21 protein-coding genes and 1 pseudogene are annotated in these 23283 nt (G+C 69.3%); 14 read left to right on the top strand and 8 right to left on the bottom strand.

Features of this window, described 5'->3' with window-relative positions:
• Positions 1 to 143: 143 nt before the first annotated feature.
• The 5 genes from OG936_RS18705 to OG936_RS18685 form a co-directional block, all read right to left on the bottom strand.
• Positions 144 to 1139: a bifunctional lytic transglycosylase/C40 family peptidase gene (locus tag OG936_RS18705; RefSeq protein ID WP_266752332.1), complete on the bottom strand. Its 996-nt coding sequence runs from the start codon at positions 1137 to 1139 to the stop codon at positions 144 to 146.
• A gap of 138 nt (positions 1140 to 1277) precedes the next feature.
• Positions 1278 to 1874, bottom strand: a complete 597-nt coding sequence (locus tag OG936_RS18700; protein WP_406496068.1) for a hypothetical protein — start codon at positions 1872 to 1874, stop codon at positions 1278 to 1280.
• Positions 1871 to 4174, bottom strand: coding sequence for an alpha/beta hydrolase (locus tag OG936_RS18695; RefSeq protein WP_406496067.1), 2304 nt, complete (start codon positions 4172 to 4174; stop codon positions 1871 to 1873). Before OG936_RS18695 ends, OG936_RS18700 begins: the two co-directional genes overlap by 4 nt.
• A gap of 801 nt (positions 4175 to 4975) precedes the next feature.
• Entirely contained in the window at positions 4976 to 5347 is a 372-nt protein-coding gene (locus OG936_RS18690; RefSeq protein WP_406496065.1) for an iron chaperone, read from the bottom strand.
• A gap of 9 nt (positions 5348 to 5356) precedes the next feature.
• A complete protein-coding gene (locus tag OG936_RS18685) occupies positions 5357 to 5839 on the bottom strand; it encodes an ATP-binding protein (protein WP_406496063.1) in 483 nt (160 codons plus the stop codon).
• Between the two features lie 203 nt (positions 5840 to 6042).
• Between OG936_RS18685 and OG936_RS18680 the strand changes: the two genes are divergently transcribed.
• The gene (locus tag OG936_RS18680) at positions 6043 to 6888 is read left to right on the top strand and encodes a helix-turn-helix domain-containing protein (protein WP_406496061.1); all 846 of its coding nucleotides are present in this window, start codon (positions 6043 to 6045) and stop codon (positions 6886 to 6888) included.
• Between the two features lie 11 nt (positions 6889 to 6899).
• Positions 6900 to 7091 (top strand): DUF397 domain-containing protein, encoded by a 192-nt coding sequence (locus OG936_RS18675; RefSeq protein WP_406496059.1) that lies wholly within the window; start codon positions 6900 to 6902, stop codon positions 7089 to 7091.
• Positions 7092 to 7098: 7 nt separating this feature from the next.
• Here OG936_RS18675 and OG936_RS18670 read toward each other — a convergent pair whose 3' ends face one another.
• Both OG936_RS18670 and OG936_RS18665 read right to left on the bottom strand, forming a co-directional pair.
• Positions 7099 to 8319 (bottom strand): sensor histidine kinase, encoded by a 1221-nt coding sequence (locus OG936_RS18670; RefSeq protein ID WP_406496057.1) that lies wholly within the window; start codon positions 8317 to 8319, stop codon positions 7099 to 7101.
• Complete coding sequence (locus OG936_RS18665; protein WP_406496055.1) at positions 8316 to 8972, bottom strand: response regulator transcription factor; 657 nt, start codon at positions 8970 to 8972, stop codon at positions 8316 to 8318. The genes OG936_RS18670 and OG936_RS18665 overlap by 4 nt, the downstream gene beginning before the upstream one ends.
• A gap of 181 nt (positions 8973 to 9153) precedes the next feature.
• Between OG936_RS18665 and OG936_RS18660 the strand changes: the two genes are divergently transcribed.
• From OG936_RS18660 to OG936_RS18640, 5 genes and pseudogenes are all read left to right on the top strand, one after another.
• Positions 9154 to 9681, top strand: a complete 528-nt coding sequence (locus OG936_RS18660; RefSeq protein ID WP_406496053.1) for a hypothetical protein — start codon at positions 9154 to 9156, stop codon at positions 9679 to 9681.
• A 2-nt stretch (positions 9682 to 9683) separates the two neighbouring features.
• Positions 9684 to 10820 carry a peptidoglycan-binding protein gene (locus tag OG936_RS18655; RefSeq protein ID WP_406496051.1) on the top strand — a complete coding sequence of 379 codons (1137 nt, stop codon included), beginning with the start codon at positions 9684 to 9686 and terminating at the stop codon, positions 10818 to 10820.
• The gene (locus OG936_RS18650) at positions 10817 to 11545 is read left to right on the top strand and encodes an ABC transporter ATP-binding protein (protein WP_406496049.1); all 729 of its coding nucleotides are present in this window, start codon (positions 10817 to 10819) and stop codon (positions 11543 to 11545) included. The genes OG936_RS18655 and OG936_RS18650 overlap by 4 nt, the downstream gene beginning before the upstream one ends.
• A complete protein-coding gene (locus tag OG936_RS18645) occupies positions 11542 to 12735 on the top strand; it encodes an ABC transporter permease (protein WP_406496047.1) in 1194 nt (397 codons plus the stop codon). The genes OG936_RS18650 and OG936_RS18645 overlap by 4 nt, the downstream gene beginning before the upstream one ends.
• A gap of 204 nt (positions 12736 to 12939) precedes the next feature.
• Positions 12940 to 13131 (top strand): annotated as a pseudogene (locus OG936_RS18640) (Scr1 family TA system antitoxin-like transcriptional regulator); the annotation flags it as partial.
• 310 nt (positions 13132 to 13441) lie between these two features.
• On the opposite strand, the gene OG936_RS18635 reads toward OG936_RS18640, so the two are convergent.
• Positions 13442 to 14521 (bottom strand): MarR family transcriptional regulator, encoded by a 1080-nt coding sequence (locus OG936_RS18635; protein WP_406496045.1) that lies wholly within the window; start codon positions 14519 to 14521, stop codon positions 13442 to 13444.
• A 506-nt stretch (positions 14522 to 15027) separates the two neighbouring features.
• On the opposite strand from OG936_RS18635, the gene OG936_RS18630 reads away from it, so the two are divergent.
• The 7 genes from OG936_RS18630 (at position 15028) to OG936_RS18600 (ending at position 23283) form a co-directional block, all read left to right on the top strand.
• A complete protein-coding gene (locus OG936_RS18630) occupies positions 15028 to 15666 on the top strand; it encodes a DUF402 domain-containing protein (RefSeq protein WP_406500503.1) in 639 nt (212 codons plus the stop codon).
• Positions 15667 to 15983: 317 nt separating this feature from the next.
• Positions 15984 to 16292: a hypothetical protein gene (locus tag OG936_RS18625; RefSeq protein WP_018101695.1), complete on the top strand. Its 309-nt coding sequence runs from the start codon at positions 15984 to 15986 to the stop codon at positions 16290 to 16292.
• A 179-nt stretch (positions 16293 to 16471) separates the two neighbouring features.
• Entirely contained in the window at positions 16472 to 17350 is an 879-nt protein-coding gene (locus OG936_RS18620) for a hypothetical protein (RefSeq protein ID WP_406496043.1), read from the top strand.
• Positions 17340 to 18692, top strand: a complete 1353-nt coding sequence (locus OG936_RS18615) for a hypothetical protein (RefSeq protein WP_406496042.1) — start codon at positions 17340 to 17342, stop codon at positions 18690 to 18692. Before OG936_RS18620 ends, OG936_RS18615 begins: the two co-directional genes overlap by 11 nt.
• Complete coding sequence (locus tag OG936_RS18610; protein WP_406496041.1) at positions 18689 to 20239, top strand: SCO6880 family protein; 1551 nt, start codon at positions 18689 to 18691, stop codon at positions 20237 to 20239. The genes OG936_RS18615 and OG936_RS18610 overlap by 4 nt, the downstream gene beginning before the upstream one ends.
• Positions 20240 to 20288: 49 nt before the next feature.
• The gene (locus OG936_RS18605) at positions 20289 to 21704 is read left to right on the top strand and encodes an ATP-binding protein (RefSeq protein ID WP_406496039.1); all 1416 of its coding nucleotides are present in this window, start codon (positions 20289 to 20291) and stop codon (positions 21702 to 21704) included.
• 1 nt (position 21705) lies between these two features.
• Positions 21706 to 23283 (top strand): type IV secretory system conjugative DNA transfer family protein, encoded by a 1578-nt coding sequence (locus OG936_RS18600; RefSeq protein ID WP_406496037.1) that lies wholly within the window; start codon positions 21706 to 21708, stop codon positions 23281 to 23283.

Below are 23283 nucleotides of genomic sequence, written 5' to 3'. Positions count from 1 at the left end.
TCCCGCCCACCAGGGAACGACGCGCTCCGTGCGTGCGTTCCACTCTCCACCGAATGATCACCATGACGTTATCGAAGAGTGACTCATCGTCGCTGCTCAGGGCCCAGGCTTCACGGATAGTTCCGGCCACCGCCGCCCCTGCCTCATGCCGCCGGACGGGCGGTCGGAAGGGCCGCGGCCCCGTCCTTGGTCACCCGTGTCGCACCGAAGTAGTCGGGCGTGTCGATCTTGTCGAACCGGATCACGGCCCCGGTGTACGGCGCGTTGATCATGTACCCGCCGCCAACGTACAGCCCCACGTGATGGATGGCCCGCGAGTTGTTCAGATCGTCCGAAAAGAACACCAGGTCGCCGGGGAGCAGTTCCTCGCGCGAGGGGTGCGGCCCGGCGTTGTACTGGTCGTTCGCCACCCGGGGCAGTTCGATGTCCACGGTGCGGTACGCGGCCTGGGTCAGCCCCGAACAATCGAACCGTCCGCCCTGCTCGGCCGTGCCGTTGCCGCCCCACAGGTACTTCGTACCGAGCTTCTTCTGCGCGAAGTAGATCGCTCCCGCCGCCTGCTCCGAGGGCTGCACCCGTCCGACGGGCCGGGCGAAACTCTTCTCCAGGGACCGGATGATGGTGACGTAGTTCTGCGTCTCCGCGATGTTCGGCACCCCGCCCGCCCGGATCACCCGGTACGCACCGGCGTTGTACGCGGCCAGCATGTTGTCCGTCTGATCCCCCGGCACCTTCTTCACGTACCCGGCCAGTTCGCAGTCGTACGAGGCGGCGGACGGAATCGCGTCGGCCGGGTTCCATACGTCCCGGACCCCGTCCTTGTCCCCGTCGATTCCGTGTCCGGCCCAGGTGCTCGGGATGAACTGCGCGATGCCCTGCGCCGCGGCGGGACTCTCGGCGCGGGGGTTCCACCCGCTCTCCTGGTACAGCTGGGCGGCCAGGAGAGCCGGGTTGATGGCGGGGCAGAGGTTGCCCCACTCCTCCACCAGGGGCTGGTACTTCGCGGGCACGGCCCCCTTCGCCAGCCCGACGGCCCCGCTCCTGCCGGAACTGACGAGTCCGGCAGCGGCGGAGTACGTACCGACGACGAGCAGAGCCACGAAGCACATGGCCATGCCGACGCCGATGCCACCGATCATCCAGAATTTACGCACCCCTCAACCTTCCCCCATCGGAGCCGGGTTCATGGGTGGTTTCGCGGGTGTGTACGAATCACCGGGGTCGCGGACCGGCCAGTTCTGTGCGCCGGCCGACGAGTCGCGTGCGCTGACTGCCCCTCACGATGCCCCGGCGGACCAGTAGTCGGAGTGCACGTTGGGACGCGGGAGGGGGTAGACCCCCTCGTACGCCGGGCCGTTCGGCTTGGAGGCGGGGTCGGCGACCTTGGACTCCTTCACGCAGGGGCTGTCCGCTTCGAAGAACGCCTGGCCCTTGCCCCGGAAGCTCACGCTGATACCGAAGCCGGTCTTCGTCTGCGCGTAGACCGCCGGGAACTCCTTGTCGTTGTTCTTCGCCTTGATGCGGTAGTCGCTCCCGCGCCAGAACTTCTCGACCTGGTCCAGGAAGTTCTGCCGGCGCTCCGCCGACACGATGGTCATCACGGTGCGCCTGCGCGTCACATCGCAACTGCCCGTCGTGGTCGGGCCGTGCGCCCACTGGACCTCGGGGTTGATCTCCTTCAGTACGGCGTCGAGCATCGCGTCGGACCGTTCGGCGGCCTCCTGCATGTTCATACCGCGCTCCTTGCCGCTCGTGCTGCTCTTGGTGCTCCCGGCGCTTCCGCTGCCGTTCGATTGTCCGCTGTCGTTGCCGCAGCCGGACAGTGCGAAGCCGAAAGCCAGGGCCACCGCAACGATCTGGAACCTTCGCTTCATCGCTGTTCCTCCATCTTGAGCCTGTCGGAGTGTCCCGACACGATCAGAGCGATGCTGTCCGCCGACATAGCGTCTCGTACCGGATCGAAGTAGTTGGAGTGCGCGTCGAAGCTCACCCCGCTCGTGCTGATCAGGGGCTGGCCGGGGGCCACCGGGAACCGCTTGGCTCCGAAGGCCTTGCTCGCCGGGTCCTTGCCGAACCAGAGGTCGTCGTCGCCCGGATCGGCCAGGTCTCCGGCGAGGTACGCGCCGGCCGGGCCGCCCAGAATCATCCCTATCACGCCCGCGGCGGCCTGTGTCTTGGACGGAAGCTTGGTCACCGGGTCGTTGGCCGCGGCACCGACGAAGACGTGTCCGCTGCCGACGCCGAGGTCCACGGCACGGTCCACCCCCACCCCCGGACTGCCGACCAGGATGATGTCGTCCACCCCCGGGATACCGCCGTCGCGCTGCGTCGCCGCGCCCACGGTACGTGAACCGTAGGAGTGCCCGATGGCCGTGATGTGCGGGTCCGCGTTCTGGTTGGTGGCCGCGATACCCCCCATGAACTCGCTGTAGGCCACGCCGCCCTTCTCCGCCCGGCCGGTGCCCGCGACGGCCAGGCTGTGCAGCCCGTCCGGTGTCTGCGGTGCGTCGTATCCGAGCCAGACGATCGACGCGGTGGACGGGTCGTACCCCTGGGAGCCGATCGCCGTGTCACGGGCCCGCTTGAGGTCGTTCTTCGCGAACTCCTCGTCCAGGGAGGTGTTGAGCCCCGGCACGTACGCCGACACGTTCTTCGAGGTGTCGGGGTTCCCGTAGGAGACGATGGCCCGGCCGTTGCCCTCGTCGCTGATGCCGATCAGGTACATCGGCGGCTGGCTCCCCTCCTTCAGCTGCCGGTCGATCTCCCGCAACCCCGCCAGCTGGTCCTTCGACTTGGAGTCGGTCTTCCCCTCCAGCTTCGAGATCAGGTCCGGGAGATTCTTCCGGTTGGCCGCGTCCCTGTCCGCCACCGGGATGCCGTCCAGACTGCCGATCCGGTCCGGGGAGAGGTCGAGGTACTGATCGCGCTGCTGCTGCGTCAGCCCGTTCCACCAGTCCTTGCGCTGGGCCGCGGTGGCATTGCCCGGGATACGGTCGTTGAGGTACTCGCGTTCCTTGTCCCGTACCGCCGCCTCGACGCGCGAACCGGAGCCGGGCAGTCCGGCGACCGCGCCACCGCCCCCGCCGGACGCCTTGGTCATGTCCCAGACGGCGGCTACGTACTTGCCCTTGTTCCACTTGTCGCCGGCACCGTGTGCGGCCTGGGCGTACTGGTCGACGATGCCCTTGGCGGTGTCGACGGGGTGGATGACGGTGTCGACGGCGCCGCTGACGTCGCCCCACAGGCCGCCGTCACCGATGACGCCGGAGATGAAGTCGCCGTCCGAGGGGCGGGAGGAGCTCGACTCCGGCTCTTGTCTACCCGCGTCGACCTGCGTAGACGAATCACCGCCGGTCGAGCCGCTGGAACCGCCGGAGGAGCCTGTTCCGCCGGAGCCGGAGCCGCCGGATGCTCCGGAACCACCGGACGCGTCGGACCCTCCGGATGTGGTGGACCCTCCGGAAGCGTCGGATCCTCCGGAAGCCGTCGAGCCGCCCGAGTCCGTACCGCCGCCGGACGTCTCCGATCCGCCGGAGCCCGTGCCGCCGGTCACGGTGGAGCCCTCGGAGCCGGCACCACCACCGGCATCCTCGCCCTTACCGGCGACCGCTTCGACGTCGGGTGCCGGGCAGGCGCTACCGGTGAGTTGGCAGATGGCGTTCCGGATCTCTCCGGTCAGCTGCCCACCGATCCCCGTCGCCACGAGCCCGCCGATGAGGGCCACGACCACGAGGACCATGCCCAGGTACTCCATCGCGGTCTGACCGGCGTCCCGACGCCACTTGATCAACCGCGCGATGCTGAACGGCCGGTGCTCGACGCGCTGTTCGGGGCTGAGCCGGAACCATTCACGGGAGCCGGACCGGAACAGCAGCACGACAACGGCGACCGGCATCACCAGCTGCGCCACCCCCTGCCCGCCGGTGCCGTCGCCCAGCGTCGCCAGGGCGCCGACGGTGAGCCAGGCGTGTACGGCAAGGAGCCCGCGCCAGATCCAGACGCCGCCGGTCCGCACGTACAGCGACAGCACGAACCCGGTGACACCCGGCAGCGCCGCGTACAGCAACATGCCCAGCAGCCGTCCGTCCACCGCGTCGACGGACGAGGCCACGACGAGCGCGTCGAGCACACCGCCGACGGTGACGACGAAGAGCAGCCGGACGAGAATCAGCACCGCCTGCAGAGGACGCGACAACGACCGTCTGCCCGAACGGGGCTCGGCGGCACTCATGTCAGCGCCACCCGGAATCGCTAATTCTCGTATGCCAGACACGACGGGTCTCCCAGCTTGGTGAGTGGGCGCAGTGACAGTTCAACCGGTCTCTGTATGCGACCACACCAACACCGGGCGGGGCATGGGCCCCAGGACCCAATGCAAGACTCAAAGTCCCAGGTGGCCAGCGCGTCCCTTACCGCCAACGACTGGCCTGATATAGGCCATTGGTGACGCGGACGCGACGTCAGGGGCTCGGGCGGACCAGAAGTCGGAGCGGGCGTTGGGGCGGGGGTGATCTCGGAGTCCGCGTAGCTCGGTCCGTTGGGTTTGGCAGTCGGATCCGCTACCCACACCGTTGCATCACGCCGGCCTTGATCGACGAACGGCTTGTGGTCGCCTTCGACAAGGACCTGGCCGTCTTCACGCACCGGGCCGAGGACCACGGCGTCTCCGACCGCTGAGCCACGGGGCAGGCCCCAGCGGGCCGTATGAGCCCAGCTGCCGAACGCGAACGGCCCATACCGGCCCTGTTCGCGCGTCCATCAGGCCCCGCGACGTCGGCCGGTTCCGGATCGGCGGCCAGGCGGGCGTGCAGGTGCTCGTCGTGGTACGCCCCGTCGCCGTAGCGGTGGGACTGGCGCAGCGTGCCCTCGGGCAGCGACCGAGGTTACGGGGTAGAGGTGCTCACGACTCCTTCCTACGCGGCCACCCGGCCCACCGTCGGCGAATTTCCGCCGGTCACAGGAGTACCGCGTCCGCTCAGCAGACCGCGCCCGGCCCCGCCGCCGTGGCCGTCGCCCGGAGCAGATCCCGCACCAGGTCGTAGTCGATGGCCTCCGCCTTACGGAAGCGCAGGCAGCCCTTCCCCATGTCCTGCCCGGCCAGCCGCTCCGCGAAGGCCTCACGTACGTCGCTGCGCATCAGGTAGAAGGAGATGTACTGCTTCTGCGAGGCGAACGCGATCTCCGCAGTGCCGTCCCGCTCGTACGCGGGCATCCCGTACGCCATGACCTCGTCGAACCCGGCCAGCTCCGCCCGGCACAGCTCCCGCAGCCTCGTCAGGGCGTCCCTGCGCTCCTCGGGCACCTCGGCCAGATATCCGGCCACGTCCTTCGCCTCGCTCCGCACCATGCAACGAGGCTATGCCCGTCCCGTACATCTGTCGCCCGGCCCGCCCTCCCCCTCGCCCTCCCCCTTGGCCGTGCACTCCACCCAGAGCAGCTTCCCGCCCTGCCCCGGCAGCCCGCCACGCATGGGGTACGCGCCCCAGCTCTCCGCGTAGAGAGTGACGAGGTACAGCCCCCGCCCCCGCTCGGCCAGCTCCGCCGGGGCCTCGGCGCTCCATTGGAACGGGGCGGGGATGTGCGGATTGGTGTCCCAGACGCTGAGCCGGATACGACTGCGCCCGGCATCGCGCAGGCGCAGGGAGTACGCCCCCGAGGAGTGCAGGTAGGCGTTGGTGACCAGTTCGCTCGCCAGCAGTTCGGCGGTCTCGGTGAGTTCGCGCATGCCGTGCACGCGCAGGATGGTGCGGAGGGTTGCACGGGCCACGCCGGGGGCGCGGGGATCCTGCGGAAGTTGAAGGGTGTAGGTCCAGGGCGGGGTTACCGTGGCACTGACCATGGAAGTCTCCGTTCACGGAGGGAAGTTGAATCATGGGTTTGCGGTTACCCGGTGACGAGGCCGCTCCGTCGAGCGGGGTACTTCCGGGCGGTGGCCTGACATCCAAGGTAGCGACCAACAGCTAACGTGTTAACCGATTCCTGGTGAATCAGTAAACTGCCACCCTTGTGGGTGACCAGCCACTCAAGGAGGCGAACAAGCCCGTGAGACACCATCCAACGGGTCGTCAACTTCGGTTCGGCGGCGAGCTACGCAAACTCCGTGAGCGCGCAGGACTCACTGCGACCCAGGCCGGTCAGCTTCTTGGCGTGAAGCAGAACCAGATCAGCAACATGGAGGCCGGACGTATCGGCGTGAGCCTGGCGCGCCTGCGCGCTCTGGCCGGCCAATACGACTGCGCGGACAAGGACATGGTCGCCGCGCTGGGCAACATGACCTCCGACCGCACACGCGGCTGGTGGGAGGAGTACCGAGAGATTCTGCCCGCACCGCTCCTCGACCTGGCGGAGATCGAGCACCACGCCCGTCGGCTGCGGACGGCCGTCACCGTTCATATCCCCGGCCTCTTCCAGACTGCGGAATACGCGCGCGAAGTCTTCCGCCAGGACGTGCCGGAACTGCCGCCTCCCGACATCGAGCACCGCATCTCGTTCCGCATCAAACGGCAGGCCGTGCTCTTCAGGGAATCACCGACACCACACCAGGCCGTTGTTCACGAGGCCGCACTGCGAATGCAGTTCGGCGGTCCGGCGGTGACCCGTAAGCAGCTTCAACATCTTCTCGACATGAGCGAACGTGAGCACATCACTCTCCAGGTGATCCCGTTCTCCGCGGGAACCTTTGCCGGGTCGGGCCAGTCGATCTACTACTTCCTCGGACCGGTTCCGCAGCTCGACACCGTCAATCTGGACCAGTCCCACGGTCCCGTTTTCCTGGACGCAGAGCCGCAGTTGGAGAAGTACCGCGTACTGCTCGGCCGCATGGAAGCCACCGCGCTGGGCCGCGACAAGTCCAGGAACTTCATCCACAACATCGCCCGCGACCTGTGAAGGAACCCACCATGCCCGCTCCCGCCTGGCAGAAATCCTCCTACTGCGCCCAGGGCAATTCCTGCATACACGTAGCCGCATCCGTCCCCGACACGGTCTGCCTCACCGAGTCCGGCGACCCCACCGGCGCGATACTCCGCACCACACCCGCCGCCTGGGCCGCCCTCGTAAGCACCCTCAAGGAGAGCGGCCACCGTGACTGACGCTCCCTCAGGTGCCTGAGCCCGGGGGACTTGTTCCAGATGCGGTGGGCAGTTCGACTCGGACGGTGAGGCCGCCGTCGGGGCGGGGGGTGGCAGTGAGCTCGCCGTGGTGGGTCAGGGTGATCGCCCGGACCACGGCCAGTCCCAGCCCTGAGCCGTCGCTGCGGTGTTCCCGACCACGCTGGAACGGTTCGAAGAGGGTGGGGAGTTCGTCCGGGTCCAGCACCGGGCCGGTGTTGCCGACCTCGATGAAGGCAAGGCCGCCGACGGTGCCGGTGGTCACCGTCGCCGCGCCGTCACGGTGGTTGTGCCGCACCGCGTTGGCCAGCAGGTTCAGCGCGATCTGCCGCAGCAGTGAGGGGTCGCCCGCGACCGGGGCGGGCCCCGGATCGGCGGTGATCCGGATGCCCGCCGTCCGGGCCTCGTCGGCCAGGTCCGCCAAGGCGTCCCTGGCGGCGTCCTCGAGGTCGACCGGATGCGGCGTCAGCTGTCCGCTCTCGCCACGTGCCAGTGTCAGCAGTGCCGCGATCAGGCGTTCGCTGCGGGCGTTGGCGTCCAGCGCGCGCTGGACGGCGGGTCTCAGGTCGGCCGGGACCCGGCCTTGAGCGAGTGGGATCTCCAGGGCGGTGCGCTGAAGGGTGAGCGGGGTGCGCAGCTCGTGCGAGGCGTGGGAGGTGAAGCGGCGCTGGGCGGTGAAGCTGCGGTCGAGGCGGTCGAGCATGGCGTCGAAGGTGTCGCCGAGTTCGCGGACCTCGTCGTGCGGGCCGGTCAGGCCGAGCCGTTCGTCCAGGGTGCTGCCGGTGCCGATCCGCCGGGCCGCGGCGGTGACCTGGCTGAGGCGGTGCAGTGAGCGGCTGCTGCCCCACCAGGCGAGCAGCGCGGCGAGTGCGGTGAAGATGGCGAGCAACAGCAGGGAGCGCAGCAGCAGATCACTGAGGACGGTGTACTGAAAGTCCTCGAAGCGCTGGGCGGGACTGACGACCGCGGCGGGCGCCGAGGAACCTTGCGGCGCGGCGATGGGGCTCGGCTCCGCCTGGGCGGGAGCCGTCACGCTCGCGGGGTCGACGAGGTGGCGGTTGTCCTTCAGGAGTTGGCGGGCGCTCAGCCAGTTCAGCACGAGCAGTCCGCTGCCCAGGACTGCGAAGACCGTCGTGGTCATCAGGGTGAGGCGTCCGCGCAGGGGCAGCTCGTGCAGCGAGAGGCGGCGACCGGTCCGGCCTCGGGTCACAGCCGGTACCCGTAGCCGGGGTCGGTGGTGATCAGTGGCGGGTCGCCGAGCTTGCGGCGCAGCGAGTGGACGGTGACCCGGACGGCGGTGGTGGCCGGGTCCAGCGCCGCGTCCCACAGGCTGTCCCGTAGCTGCTCGGTGGGGACCGGGGCGCCGTCCGCTGCCAGTAGTAGTTCCAGCACTCCGAGCTCCTTGGGGGTCAGCTTCAGTGGCCGGCCGTCGCGTTCGGCGATCCTGCGTACGGTGTCCAGGTTGACGCCGTGCCTGCTCAGCACGGTGGCACTGCTGCCGGCAGGGGAGCGGCGGCCCAGCGCGCGCAGCCGGGCGATCAGCTCCAGGTACGAGAAGGGTTTGGCCAGGTAGTCGTCGGCGCCCTGACCGAGGCCGTCGACCAGGTCGGCGAGGGCGCCGGCGGCGGTGAGCATCAGGATTCTGGCCGGGTAGCCGGCCGTGTTCAGGGCCCGGCAGACGGCGTCCCCGCTCAGGTTGGGCAGGTTCCGGTCCAGGAGCAGTACGTCGTACTCGGCGGCGGCCGTCATTTCGAGCGCGCGGGCGCCGTCGTGGGCGACCTCGCAGACCATGCCCTCGGCACGCAGGCCTTCAGCGAGCATCGCGGCCAGGTCCACCTCGTCCTCGACGATCAGCACTCGCATTCTGTTCCACTCCACTCCACTCGCTGCGCTCCGTCCTGCCCTGTCCGGCCCTGTCTTGCCCTGGTCAACGATGCCTCGGCAGGCGTTAGCCAGCGGTTAGGCACACACTCACCCGTGCATAACTCGTCGGTCCGTAGGAATGGCGGAGGTCATTGTCGACGTCCAGCAGGGAGAACAGGAAATGCGTACCAAGACCGTACGGACCGTACTGGCGGCAACCGCCGTGACGGCGGCGCTGGTGATAACCGGCTGCTCCTCACAGGACACGGCGCCCAGCGTGGCCGGGGGCGACGGCACGGAAAAGAGCAAGCCGCAGGACGACAACGCGGTCCGGCGGGCCTGGGTGGACTGCATGCACAAGCAGGGGCAGACCAGCGTCGAGCAGGACAAGGACGGCAACATCACCTTCCCGGCCGCCGGTGTCGACAGTCCCAGCTCGGCCAACGGCTTCGACGCGGCGAGCAAGGTCTGCGACGCCAAGGTCCCCGGCATCCACCAGGTCCAGCAGAAGGGCAACGAGAAGTTCGTCGAACAGGCGCGCGCCTTTGTCGCGTGCGCGCGGAAGAACGGCTACGCGGACATCCCTGACCCTGACCCCAAGAACGGCATCCTCAATTTCCCGGCGAAATCGTTCGACTCAGCCGCGTGGGACGCCATCGCCCCGGCCTGCGGCAAGCTCCCGATGCCCGGCTACTCGATCGGTCAGTGATCATGAGCCGCACTGTTGAAACCACCGCCCCGGCCGATAACTCGCCCGCCCCGGTGCGAAAGAAGCGCCGTAAGGTCGTCGTCGCGCTCGTCCTGGTCGCCGCGCTCGGCGGCTCGGGTGTGCTCGCCACGATGCGCCCCTGGGAGCACCACGGCACCGCCTCCCCGCAGCCGTCCGTCAGCCACGGCACCGTCGGGGTGCAGAAGGGCTCGCTGTCCACCGGCATCCAGGTCGGCGGCGCGCTCAGCTACAACACCCCGACTCCCGTCATCGCCTCCGGCCACGGAACCATCACCGCCCTGCCCGCCATCGGCGCCGTCGTCAAGGCGGGAGCGAAGCTCTACGAGGTCGACGGACGGCCCGTGGTGCTGCTCACCGGGGACCGGCCGATGTGGCGCGACCTCGGCCCCGAAATCAGTGACGGACCCGACGTCGAACAGCTCAAACGCAACCTGATCAAGCTCGGCTACGCCGACGGACTCGGCCTGACGGCCGACCAGAAGTTCACCCGTGCCACCGTCACCGCCGTCAAGCGCTGGCAGAAGGCCCTCGGTGAGAAACAGACGGGAACGGTCACGCTCGGCAGCGTCGTCATGCTGCCACAGGCGGCCGTGCGGGTGCAGCAGCTCGGCGCACAGCTCGGCTCGGCCCTCGGGGCCACCGCGGTCATGACCGTGACCGGCACCGACCTGGTCGCCACCGCGAAGCCCGCCGACAACCAGCTCTCCCAGTTCAAGCCCAACGGCCGGGTGACGGTGAAGCTGGCCGACGGCAGCACCATCGACGGACGCATTCGCTCACTGGTCCGCGGCGGTTCCGGCAACGGCGGGGACAACGGCTCGGACGGCTCCGATGGCGCGGACAAAACCACCGTCACCATCGCGCTGGACCACCAGCGGCAGGCCAAGCAGGCCGGGCCCTCCTCCGTGACCGTCACCGTCGTCGGCGAGACCATCAGCGACGCGCTCATCGTCCCCGTCACCGCGCTGCTCGCCCTGGACGGCGGCGGCTACGGAGTCCAGGTCGTCTCCGGCACCACCACCCGGCTTGTCAGGATCCAGCTGGGACTGGTCGCCGACGCCAAGGCGCAGATCACCGGGGACGTCCAAGCCGGAGCCCAGGTGGTGATCCCGAAGTGACGCCCCATCAGCCCACCGGCAGGGCACCCGTGCTGGAACTCTCCGGCATCACCAAGGAGTATCCGGGATCGCCGCCGCTGCGCATCCTGCACGGCATCGATCTCACCGTCGAAGCCGGAGAACTCCTCGCCGTCGTCGGCCCCTCCGGCTCCGGCAAGTCCACCCTCCTCGCGCTGCTCGGCTCCCTCGACCGGCCCACTGCGGGGAAGCTGTGCTTCGAAGGACGCGACCTGTCCGCGCTCTCCGACCCCGAACTGGCCGCCCTGCGCGCCCACCGGATCGGCTTCGTCTTCCAGCAGTTCTTCCTGCTGTCCGGGCTCACCACGGTCGAGAACGTCGCCACCGGCCTCCTCTACAGCGGCGTCCCCGCCTCACTCCGGCGCGCCAGAGCTGCCGAAGCCCTGAGCGAGGTGGGCCTCGGGCACCGTCTCCGCCACCACCCCGACCAGCTATCCGGTGGCGAGAAGCAGCGCGTCGCCATCGCCCGCGCCCTCGTCGGCCGCCCCGCACTGCTGCTCGCCGACGAACCCACCGGGGCCCTGGACAGTGTCTCCGGCGCCGCCGTCGTCGAACTGCTGCGCACCCTGAACGCCAACGGCACCACGGTCGTCGTCATCACCCACGACCGCGAGCTGGCCGCCTCCTTCCCCCGGCGAATCGCCCTCCACGACGGCCGCATCGACTTCGACGAACGCGGCCCGCACCCCGCAGGAGCTGTCCGATGACGCCACCCCTGCGACGCACCCGGCTGCGCCCGACGGACATGCTGCGCCTCGGCATGATCGGACCACGCACCCGCAAGATGCGCTCCGCCCTGTCCGCGCTCGGCATCTCCCTGGGCATCGCCGCCGTCATCGCCGTAACCGGGATCTCCGCCTCCAACCAGGCGCACCTGCTGGAGCGCCTGGACCGGCTCGGCTCCAACCTGATCACCGTCGCTCCCGGCAACGGCGCCGACCAGAAGCCGGTGCCGCTGCCGCCCACGGCCGAGAAGATGCTGGCCAACATCGCCCCCGTGCAACAGGTCACCGCGACCGGGGCCACCAAAGCCCAGGTCTACCGCAACGACCTGGTCCCGGCACAGCAGACCAACAGCCTCACCGTGCTGGCCACGCGGCTCAACCTGCTCGACGTCCTGCACGCCACCCTGCAGAGCGGGCGCTGGCTGGACAAGGCGAGCGAGAACCTCCCGGTGACCGTGCTCGGCGACCAGGCTGCGCTCCGGCTCGGGGTGACCGCGCCGGGTGAGCGGGTCTGGCTGGGCGGACAGTGGTTCGTCGTCACCGGAATCCTGGCCCCGAACGAGCTCGCACCCGAGCTCGGCACCGCCGCCCTGGTCGGCTGGCCCGAGGCCACCACCCACCTGGGCGCGGACGGCACCGCCGCCATGGTCTACCTCAGGGCCTACCCCGAACGCGTCCCTGACGTACAGACCGTTGCCGGAGCCACCGCCGACCCCGCCAACCCGAGCACGGTCGCCGTCAGCCGCCCTTCCGACCTGTACACGGCACGGGCCGAGACCAAGAACTCCCTCACCGGACTGGTCCTCGCCCTCGCTGCGGTCGCCCTACTCGTGGGCGGCGTCGGCATCGCCAACACCATGGTGGTGGGAGTGATGGAACGCCGCGGCGAGGTCGGACTGCGCCGCGCGCTGGGCGCCCGAGGCGGCCAGATCGCCGTTCAGTTCCTGATCGAGGCCGTACTGATGGGCCTCATCGGAGGAGTCGGCGGGCTGTTCGTGGGCGGCCTCGCGGTCTACGGCTACGCCCTCGCACAGGGCTGGCCCGCCTCCATCCCGCTCTACACCGTCATCGCCGGACCGATGGTGTCGGTACTGGTGGCAGCCGTCGCCGGAATCTACCCGGCACTGCGCGCAGCCAAGGTGTCCCCGACAGACGCCCTGCGCTCGGCCTGACCGACGGCGCCGGAGCCGCCGGCCGGGCCTGAACACGCGGCGGCAACCGGTCCGGGCGGATTCACCGACGCCCGCCACACCCGTCCCGTCCGCCCGGCCCCTCCCCGGCCTGTCTGCAAGGACTGCTTGCATCAGTCGACCGAAACCCCTGAGCTGAACCAGTCGTGTGAGTGACAGTCCAACTCAGGCGCTCCCAAGGGAGAGTTCGACATGTCAGGCAGGGCCGCCTCTACCGCACTCGATACGGCACAGCTCGACCAGTCGCACGGGCCCGTGTTCATCGACGCGGAGGCCCAGTTGGCCCAGTACCGCCTGGTGCTCGAACGACTCGACCACGCGGCCCTGGATGTCGAGCGGTCCCGAGAACTCATCCACAAGGTCGCCCAGTGCCTGTGAAAGGAACCACGACGTCCGCACACACCTGGCAGAGGCCGCCCTACTGCGCGCCGGGCGAAGCCTGCGCGCACGTAGCCGCGGCCCGGACCGGAGCAAGAGAACTGACCGAGAGCGGCGACCCGACCGGAGAGCGATACTCCACACCACCTCCACCGCCTGGGCGGCTCTCGTACGCGCCGTCAAGGTGGGCCTCCCCCAGAGCTGACAGCCCCACCCCCTCTCGAAAACGTGACACATCAAGGGTCGACCGTCACGTTCAAACACAGGGGGTACCTCTGGGCCGACCATCCCGCCTCCGGATCAGGAACCGTCAGTCCACCCTGAGCAGGTCGCGGAGGTTGCCGACGAGTGCACGGATGTCGCGCTCGGCGAGCGGTTCACCGAGGGCCGAATTCGGGGCGGTGTCCGAATCGATCTCCGGGGCGGGCGTACGGCAGGGCAGGCAGAGGCCGTCGGGGAGTGCTTCGGGTCGGCCGGGTGCGCCGCATTCGGTGCATTCCACCATGAGGCGGCGGCCGTGGATGCCGGGTGCGGACGGGGTCGGGGCGGCGGGCAGGCGGGGCGGGATCTTGTCGACGAGCCGACGCCTGATGAATCCGACGGGCGTGTCGACCCGGTCGGGGAGGCCGGAGGTGAGGGCGTGGGTGAGGTAGTCGGTGTTCACGCCACGTGCGAGCCACGCACCGGCCAGCCCTTCGAGCACGGCGCAGTCGGTAGCGGAGAGAGTCAATCGTGGCTCACTGCGGCCGAGTTGGGCCAGGGCGAGATACGCGGGTGAGTGCTGCTCCTGCGCCGATTCCGGGGTTCGCTGCTGCGGTACGGCGAGGTCAGCGGGGGCGGCGGGGGCTGATTCGGGCGGGGCCGTGGACGGGGCCAGGGACCCGGACGGAGACGGGGAGAGAGAGGGAGACGGAGTCTCCGCCTCGGCCGACGACGCGGATGCCACCGCCGCCGACGCGATGGCTACCGCCTCCGGAGCCGAGCCGCTGCCCTCGGCGGTGAGGAAAGCGTCCCACCATTCGTTGTCATGGGCGGTCCGGGACCAGAAGGTACGTGTGACCCAGCGGATTTGATCGCCTCCGCCCGCCAGGCACCGTACGTGGCGCAGGTGACCGGCCACTCCCAGGGCCTTCAGCGCGCCGGCGACGGCCATCTGCCCGTACAGGGGAAGGTTCTTGGCCAGCGACTTGATGTCCATGGCCGCGCCGTCGGGCAGACGGTCCACGTACCCGGCGATATACCGCTCCCGCTCCGGCAGCAACGCGAAGTCGTCGTTGCGGGGCGGGCGCTGGTCCGGTGCGCATCGTTTCCCGTAACCGGGTTTGGCTTTCGCGTACGGGCGCGAGGATGCGGGCGCGTGCAGGGCAGGGCTAAGGTTCTCGGTAGCCACGAGATCGCCTCTTTCGATCTTGGGGTAAGACCCCGGCCCGGTGCGTTAACACCGCGTCGGGGTCGTTTCGTTGGGGCAACGTAAGCAGTCGCAACAGCGCGCCGCAAGCCGGTCACGAATAGTCACACTTGCTGGCCGTGACGGGGTAGGTAGGCCGGGAAGGTTTACCCAACCACCCTGTTTTCCCTACCGGATACCGAAGGCACTCGACTCCCGAAGCCCGGCTCCCGGCACCCGAATCCCGAAACTCAAGCTTCGGGCCGCAGCGCGTCCTCCGTTCCCGCGAACGAGTGAACCAGCCACTCCCGGCGCTCGACCCCCGAGACTCAAGACCCGAGCCCGAACCCCGAGCCCCAAGACAGCCATGGACGCCGACCGGGCGCCCTCCGAGCCAGATACTTCGCGCGCCGATACACGCTTCCGGTCATGGAGACGCGTCCGGGCACGCAGCCGGCCACGCAGCGGACCACGCATCCGGCCACGTGTCCGCCCGCGCCAACGCGGGCATGATCAACGGCATGGACGACGACCCGGGCCGGATACTCCGCTGGAACTTCTTCATCGGCGGACACCTCAGCGCCTCGGTGCCCGTACGCCTCGTCGAACGCACCGAGGCGGGCCAGCTGGTGTGGATGGAGACCGGCACGCCGATGTGGCGTACAAAGCTTCCGCGCGGCGCACACCTGCGGGACATCGCCCCGCACGAGCGCCCGGCCGGCGGGTACCCCCTGGTCGCCGACCGGTGGCCGATGGGCAGCGCACTCTTCTACCAGCCGACCGGCGCAGCACACTCGGTGCTCTGGCTCTTCGGCCGCAGACAGAAGTTCCGTGGCTGGTACGTAAACCTGGAGCGCCGGGTCCACCACGGCGACGACATCGACATCACCGACCACGAGCTCGACATCAATGTGGCGCCGGACCGGAGCTGGCGATGGAAGGACGAGAAGTCCTTCGCCGAGAAAACCGGTGACCCGGCCTACTGGACGGCCGACGAAGCGTCAGCCATCAGGAGCGAGGGCGCGTCGGTCGCACGACTCGCCGAGGCCGGAACGTTTCCCTTCGACGGCACCTGGTGCGATTTCCGGCCGCCACCGACCTGGAAGACGCCACCCCGCCCGCCCGTCCCGCGTCACCCACTGCTCTGAGCCCCCACCGCTCCGACCACCCCCCTCCCCGACCAGGGCGTGCGCCGACCAGACCCCGCGCGAGAGTCTCGGCCAGGGTGGCGGGATGGCAGTCATTGCCCGGGGTCACACCCCGTGATACACAGAGTAACCATACATATTCGGTCATACGCCGATTCGAACCGCAGGTCAGGACAGTCGGACCGGTCAAACGTGCGAGATCCGGGTAAAGAGAGCCGTCAAGGCGTCGTATGGAAGCAGTTTCATCAGCGAAGATAGAGAGCGACCCATGTCGTGTGGCAGGGGCAATGAACTACCCAACAGGGGCGGTGACTTACATGATCCTGGCAGCTGAAAAAGGCGACATCACCACCATCATCGGCGGAATCGCCCCGAATTGGGGGCCGTTCGGGACCTTGGGCAACGAGGCCCGCGTAATGATCGAGGTCGTGATGGCCATCGCCATCCTGCTCTGCCTCGGCATCGCGGTCTGGGGCGCGGCGAAGCAGCGTATCGGGGCCACGGCGCTGCGCGACACGTTCAGCGCGGAGCAGGGCAAGGGGCTGATCGTTGCCGGCCTGACCGGTGTGTTCATCATCGGATCGCTGGGAACCCTGTTCACCATCGTCTACGGGATGGCCGTCTGACCGGCTGTCATCCCACGCCAGGGGCAGTCCCGCCCACTCCCACACCATCCGTCCGTCGTGCCCACCGGCAGAGGTTGCGTCTCCCTGATGTCGAGTCACCACACCGCGCCCGAGCGGGAACCCGCACGGCTACCGTCGTACTACCCGGTTCAGGAAACGGTTGAGGGGGCGTACGCGGCATGAGCCTCGGCGACGAGAACGACTACGGCAGCGGCCCGGGCCGTACGGACGATGGATACAGCACCATCGGCGGTACGCGCCAGACCCGTACCCGCTTCCCCGACGGCGAGGGCGGCGACGGCTACACCACCCCCCGCCGCCCGGCCCGTAACTCCCGCTCCCTCGTCACGGTGGTCGGCGTGGTGGTCCTCCTGATCGCGGCTATCGCGTTCGCGAACATGGGCGGAGGCGGCGGAAACGGTAATGACAACGGCGGCGGCTCGGGAAGCGCGGGAAACAAGCCGGACTCGTCGTCCACGGCGGCCACCGGGACGAAGCCGGTAACGGGGAAGAACGGCTCGATCCCTTCGGGCTTCGCCCATGACGAGCAGGGGGCGCAGAGCGCGGCGTCCAACTTCGCGGTGGCGCTGGGCTCTGCCGGGATGTTCAAGACGGACACCCGCCACGAGATCGTGAACGCGATTTACACCGCGGCGGCAGCGGCAAAGCTCAGAGGGCCGCAGGACGGGGCGTACTCCTCCGACTTCCTCGGCAAGCTCGGCTTGGATCCCGATGGAAATGCGCCGCAAGGCAGCACGTTCATCTCGCGCACCATCCCTGTGGGAACGAAATTGGAAGCTTTCGAGGGCGATACGGCCAAGGTCTCGGTCTGGTACACGGGGTTGATCGGCATGTCCGGACCGGAGTCCACCGATCCCGTCAGGACCTCGTGGAAGACCTGGACCGTCCAGCTCAGTTGGACAAGTGATGGCTGGAGGGCTGTCAGCGACACTCAGAAGGACGGGCCGGCTCCGGTCCCGGGCGATGTCGCCGCCTCCAGCTCGGACGAGATCAGCAAGGCTGTTGAGGAGTACGGAGGCTTCACCTATGCCAGGTAGTCCGCGCCTTCGAGCCCTCTCCGTCGTCAGCGTACTGACGGCGGCTCAAACATCCCTTGTGCTCTTCTCGGCTCGCGCGTTCGCCGCTCCCAGCCCGTCTCCGTCCCCTAGCCCGAGCGACAACGCCTGCGATCTGCTGATCGGCCCCGCCAAGCAGTACTGCGAAGAAGGCGACGCCGGCACCGGCAAAGCCGGCACCTCCTCCACCCTCGACAACTCCCAGGACCCCCTCTCCTCCCTCGCCCGCGGCTGCGCCGACGCCGCCGCCTGGATCATCAACAAGCTCAGCGACGCCGTGAAGAACACCGCGAACGTCGACTTCACCAACCCGACCTTCCGCCAGCAGTACGCGATCGTGTTCGCGGCCTCCGCCATCCTCACGCTCGTCCTGTGGCTGTTCGCCGTCGCCAAGCGCGCCATTCGTGGTGTCCCGCTCACCACCGCGATCTCCGAAGCCGTCGGGTTCCTCTGGCTGACCGTCATCGCCTCGGCCTTCACCCCGCTCATCCTGTACGTGGTCGTATCCGCCACCGATGGCGTCAGCGATGTGATCGCCTCGGCCACCGGAAACAAGGCCGACCTCTTCTTCGGATCGTTCGCCGAAGCGCTCAAGGGCGGCAAAGACATCGGCGGCGGGCCGATCATGCTGATCATCGTCTCGCTGGTGTCCACCCTCGCCGCGGGCGTCCTCTACCTGGAGCTCGTCATCCGGGCAGCCCTGCTCTACGTCGGCGCCCTCCTCGGCGTTGTCGTCTACGCGGGCCTCGTCGACAAGAACATGTGGGGCCACGTCCGCCGCTGGGCAGGCATCATGATCGCGGTGATCATGGTGAAACCGGTCATCGTCATCGTCCTCGGACTGGCCGGCGCCCTCTCCACCGACGGCGGGCCCAACGCGTTCTCCTCCGTCGTCTCCGGCCTCGCCATCATCCTGCTCGCGATCTTCGCCTCCGCGATGATCTACCGCTTCGTCCCCGGCTTCGGTGACGAGATCCAGGGCGCCCGCACCAACCGCAAGCAGGCCACCGACGGATCCCAGGCCGCCGCGATGATCAGCTCCCCCGCCGCTCTCGTCTCCCAGGGCATCAAGACCCACAGCAGCCGCAGCGGCCAGAACTCCGGCGACAGTGGCAGCGGCGGCGCCCGGCCCGCCAACCCGGTCAGCGGCGGTGTCGCCGCGCACAGCTCCCGCAACTCCGGCAGCGGCGGCGCAGCCCCCGCCGCACCCCCGCCCCGCAGCGGCTCGGGCCCGACCTCCGGTACCCCGCACGGCAGCCGCTCCCCCCGAGGCGGCGGATCAGGCAGTTCAGGCAACAAGAGCACGGGAGGTGGAGGGCGTTGACGACTCCGTCCCACACGATCACGCCCCGCCGTACGTATCTCATCGGCCGCGCCAGGCCGAACGCGATCGTCGGCAAGAACCGCGAGACCGGCGAGATCGCGCTGATCATCGCCGGGGCGTTCCTCGGCATGATGAGCGGACTGGCCGTCCCCTACCTCGGCCCGCGGATCGTGCTGCTCGTGGGCTTCCCCATCCTCGCCCTGGCGATCGTGTACCTCCCGTACAAGCACCGCACCTTCTACAAATGGTTTGAAATCAACCGCAGCTACAAGCGCACCCTGCGCCGCGGTACGACCTACCGCTCCGCCGCCATGGAAGCCGGCGTCAGCGCCGACGGGCGTGAGGTCGAGATCGGACCGCCGCCCGGCATCGGCCGGATCAACTGGCTCGCCGCCCCCTTCGGCCCGGACGAGATCGCCGTGCTCCTGCACGCCGACCGCCGCACCGTCACCGCCGCGATCGAGATCGAGGGCCCCGGTGTCGGCCTCCGCGACAGCGAGGACCAGGAAGCGCTCGTCGACCGGTTCGGCACGCTGCTGAAGCACGTCGCCAACGGCGACGGCTTCGTGACCCGCATCCAGATGCTGGCCCGCACCCTCCCCGCCGACCCCGACGCCCACGCCAAGGATGTCGCCCAGCGCGGCGACAAGACGTCCCCGGGCTGGCTGCAGGAGTCGTACGACCAGCTCCAGTCCATGGTCTCCACCTCCAGCGAGCAGCACCGCGCCTACCTCGTCGCCTGCATGCACTACACCCGCGAGCTGGCCGCCGAGGCCAACGCCATGGCCCGCGCCGCCCGCCCCCAGGCCGGCCGCAAGCTCGACCGGGACGCGGGCCTCGCCGTCGTCATGGCGCGCGAACTCACCGACATCTGCGCCCGCCTCGCCGAGGCGGACATCCGGGTGCGCCAGCCGCTCGGCCAGAGCCGGCTCGCCTCCCTCGTGCACTCCATGTACGACCCCGACCACCCCATCGACCACATCCAGGCCATGACGAAACGCAACGCCTGGCCGGCCGAACTGGACGCGGTCGAGCCGACGTTCCTCCAGGCCAAGACCCGCGAGTCGGCCACCCGCGCGCCCTGGTGCCACTCCACTGCCTGGGTGAAGGAATGGCCGATGACACCCGTCGGCGTCAACTTCCTGGCCCCGCTCCTCGTCCACACACCCGATGTGATCCGTACGGTCGCGGTCTGCATGGACCTCGAACCCACCGAGATCGCCATCGAGCGGATGCTCACCGAGAAGACGAACGACGACGCGGAAGCCAGCCGCCAGGCCAAGATGAACCGCACCGTCGACCCGCGCGACATCGCCGCCCACGGCCGTCTCGACCAGCGCGGTGAAGATCTCGCGAGCGGCGCGGCCGGAGTGAACCTGGTCGGGTACATCACCGTGTCCTCGCGTTCGCCCGAGTCCCTCGCCCGCGACAAGCGGACGATCCGGGCCTCGGCCGGCAAGTCGTATCTCAAGCTGGAGTGGTGCGACCGCGAGCACCACCGCGCCTTCGTGAACACCCTGCCGTTCGCCACCGGCATCCGTCGCTGACCACACTCGGCAGACAACCGAGAGAATCGAGAGGGAGGTCGGTCACGCCATGCGAGATCCGCTGTCCGCGCTGTCGGACGCCTTCACCGCCTTCCTCTTCGGGAAGGTGGAGACGACGAGGCTGCCCGTCCGTACGTCGACGGGACAGGCCCAAGCCGTCTACCTGCCCACCGCGGCCCCCGGCCTCGGCGACTCCGGCGTGATCATCGGCCGTGAGGTGTACTCCGGCAAGGGCTACATCTACGACCCCTTCCAGCTGTACGGGCAGCAGCTCCCCGCCCCGCACTGGCTGGTGCTCGGCGAGTCCGGCAACGGCAAGTCCGCGCTGGAGAAGACGTACGTGCTCCGCCAGCTCCGCTTCCGCGACCGCCAGGTCGTCGTCCTGGACGCCCAGGGCGAGGACGGCGTCGGCGAGTGGAACCTCATCGCGCAGGAGCTCGGCCTCACCCCGATCCGCCTCGACCCGACCTCCGCGCTCAACGGCGGCATCCGGCTCAACCCGCTCGACCCCGCGATCACCACGACCGGCCAGCTCGCCCTGCTCCGTACGATCATCGAAGTCGCGATGGGACACGGCCTGGACGAACGGTCCGGCTTCGCGCTGAAGGTCGCCCACGCGTACGTCACCGAAACGATCAGCGACCGGCAGCCGGTCCTGACCGACATCGTCGACCAACTGCGCCACCCCGAGCCCGAGTCCGCCGAAGCGATGAACGTCGACATAGACGATGTACGGGCCTGGGGCCTGGATGTCGCCCTCGTCCTGGACCGGCTGGTCGACGGTGACCTGCGCGGCATGTTCGACGGACCGACGAGCTTCGGCATCGACCTCGACGCCCCGCTGATCGTCTTCGACCTCTCGCACATCGACCGAAACTCGATCGCGATGCCGATCCTGATGGCGATCGTCGGTGTCTGGCTGGAGCACACCTGGATCAGGCCCGACCGGAAGAAACGCATCTTCCTGGTCGAAGAGGCCTGGCACATCATCAACTCCCCGTTCGTGGCTCAGCTCTTCCAGCGCCTGCTGAAGTTCGGGCGACGGCTGGGGCTGTCGTTCGTGGCCGTCGTCCACCACCTCAGCGACGTCGTCGACGGAGCGGCGGCCCGGGAGGCCGCCGCGATCCTCAAGATGGCCTCCACCCGCACGATCTACGCCCAGAAGGCCGACGAGGCCAGAGCCACCGGACGCGTGCTCGGCCTCCCCCGATGGGCGGTCGAGATCATCCCGACCCTCACCCCCGGCATCGCGGTCTGGGACGTCAACGGCAACGTCCAGGTGGTCAAACACCTGATCACCGAGGCGGAACGCCCCCTGGTCTTCACCGACCGCGCGATGACCGAGTCCTCCGCGGCCGAACTCCCGGAGGACGTACGCGCCGCCGAGCTGGAGGCGGAGCAGCGCGCGGCACGGATCGAGCACCAACAACGACTGAACGAGTCGTCCGAGTCAACGGTGGCATGACATGGCAGGGCGCGGCGAGGAACGTACCGGAGGCACCGGAGGCATCCCGGACGGCCTGCTGATCGGCCTGCTGGCCTTCCTGCTCGGGCTGACGCTGCTGGCGTGGACGGCCACCGGCCTGGCCGGACTGTTCACGCACGGGGCCTGGCCGGAGGGGGTCACCCTCGCCGAGACGCCCCTGGCGATGCGACAACTCGTCACCACGCCGCACGACATCCCGGCCGCCTGGCCGAACACCCCGGCGGACGAACTCTCCGGGTACGGACTGTTCTGGGGCCTGTTCATAGGCGAACTGATGGTGCTGCTGGTGCTGACGGTGTTCGTGCTGGGCGTGGTGGCCCGCTGGCGGACGCTACGAGCACGGCGGCGCAGCGAACGGTACGGGGAAGCGGACGGGTACAGGTACGAGGACGAGAACGGCTCGCCCGTACGGTCCCAGGACCACAATCCCCAGCCCCGCCCCGAGGCCCACACCCCACAGCAACGGCAGCCACAACCAACCCCGGAGCCACACCCACACCCGCAACCAGGCGCGCAGCCGCACCCGCACCCGGAACCCACCGCACCCGCGCCCATGCCCGCCCCCGTCGAGCACACCACATCCGCGACAACTCTCCTCCCCGCTCTCCCCACGCTCCCGTCCCCCCGTACCCCCCTCGTCGTCTACGGACCGGCCGCCACCCGCCGCCCCACCGTCGTCCAGGCGATCCAGGAGGCCGACGGGCCCGTGCTCGTCGTCACCTCCGACCCCACCGTCTGGAGCGAGACCAAGGACGCCCGCGCCAAGCTCGGCCCGGTCCTCGTCTACGATCCGGGCCACCTCTGCGACACCCCGGCCCGCCTCCACTGGTCCCCCACGGCCGGCTGCGAGCAGCCCGATACGGCCGCTGCCCGAGCCGCCGCACTCCTCGCCCCGGTCCGGCCCCAGGCCCGTATCGACGCGGCGACGGCCGACACCGCGGAAACGCTCCTGAAGTGCTGGCTGCACGCCGCCGCGATCGATGGCAGGCCCTTCCGCCAGGTCCACCGCTGGGCCATCGGCGGCAGCGCCCACGAACCGGTGCGGCTGCTCCGTACCCACCCCAAGGCGGCCTCCGGACTCGCCGGCCTGCTGGAGTCCGCGCTCACCGCCTACCCCGAACGCCGGGAGGTGGCACAGGAGTTGACGGTACGGGCCTTCGCCGCGCTCTCCTCGGTCCACATCCGCGAGGCGTGCACACCCAACCGGGCCGATTCGCTCGCGCTGGAATCTTTCGCGCGCGAGGGGGGCACTCTCTATGTGGTGGGCGAACCGATCGAGGATCCCCGCTCGGGCCCCGGAGCAATGCCCCTGCTCACGGCACTCGCATCGCACGTGGTCGAGCACGGCCGCCGCATGGCCGCACGGTCAACCGACGGTCGGCTCGACCCACCAATGACGCTCGTGCTCGACGACGTCGCCGCGGTGGCGCCGCTGCCCCGGCTCCCGGAGCTGCTGTCGACCGGCCAGGCCCAGGGCCTGCCGACGCTCGCCCTCCTCCGCTCCCAGGAACAGGCCCGCGCCCGCTGGTCCCAGGACCTCACCACCGGCCCACACTGA

The organism is Streptomyces sp. NBC_00846 (genome assembly GCF_045207325.1).
GTDB lineage: Bacteria > Actinomycetota > Actinomycetes > Streptomycetales > Streptomycetaceae > Streptomyces.
Note: the sequence above shows the minus strand (reverse complement) of the source record. Positions and strands in the feature narration are given on the sequence as shown.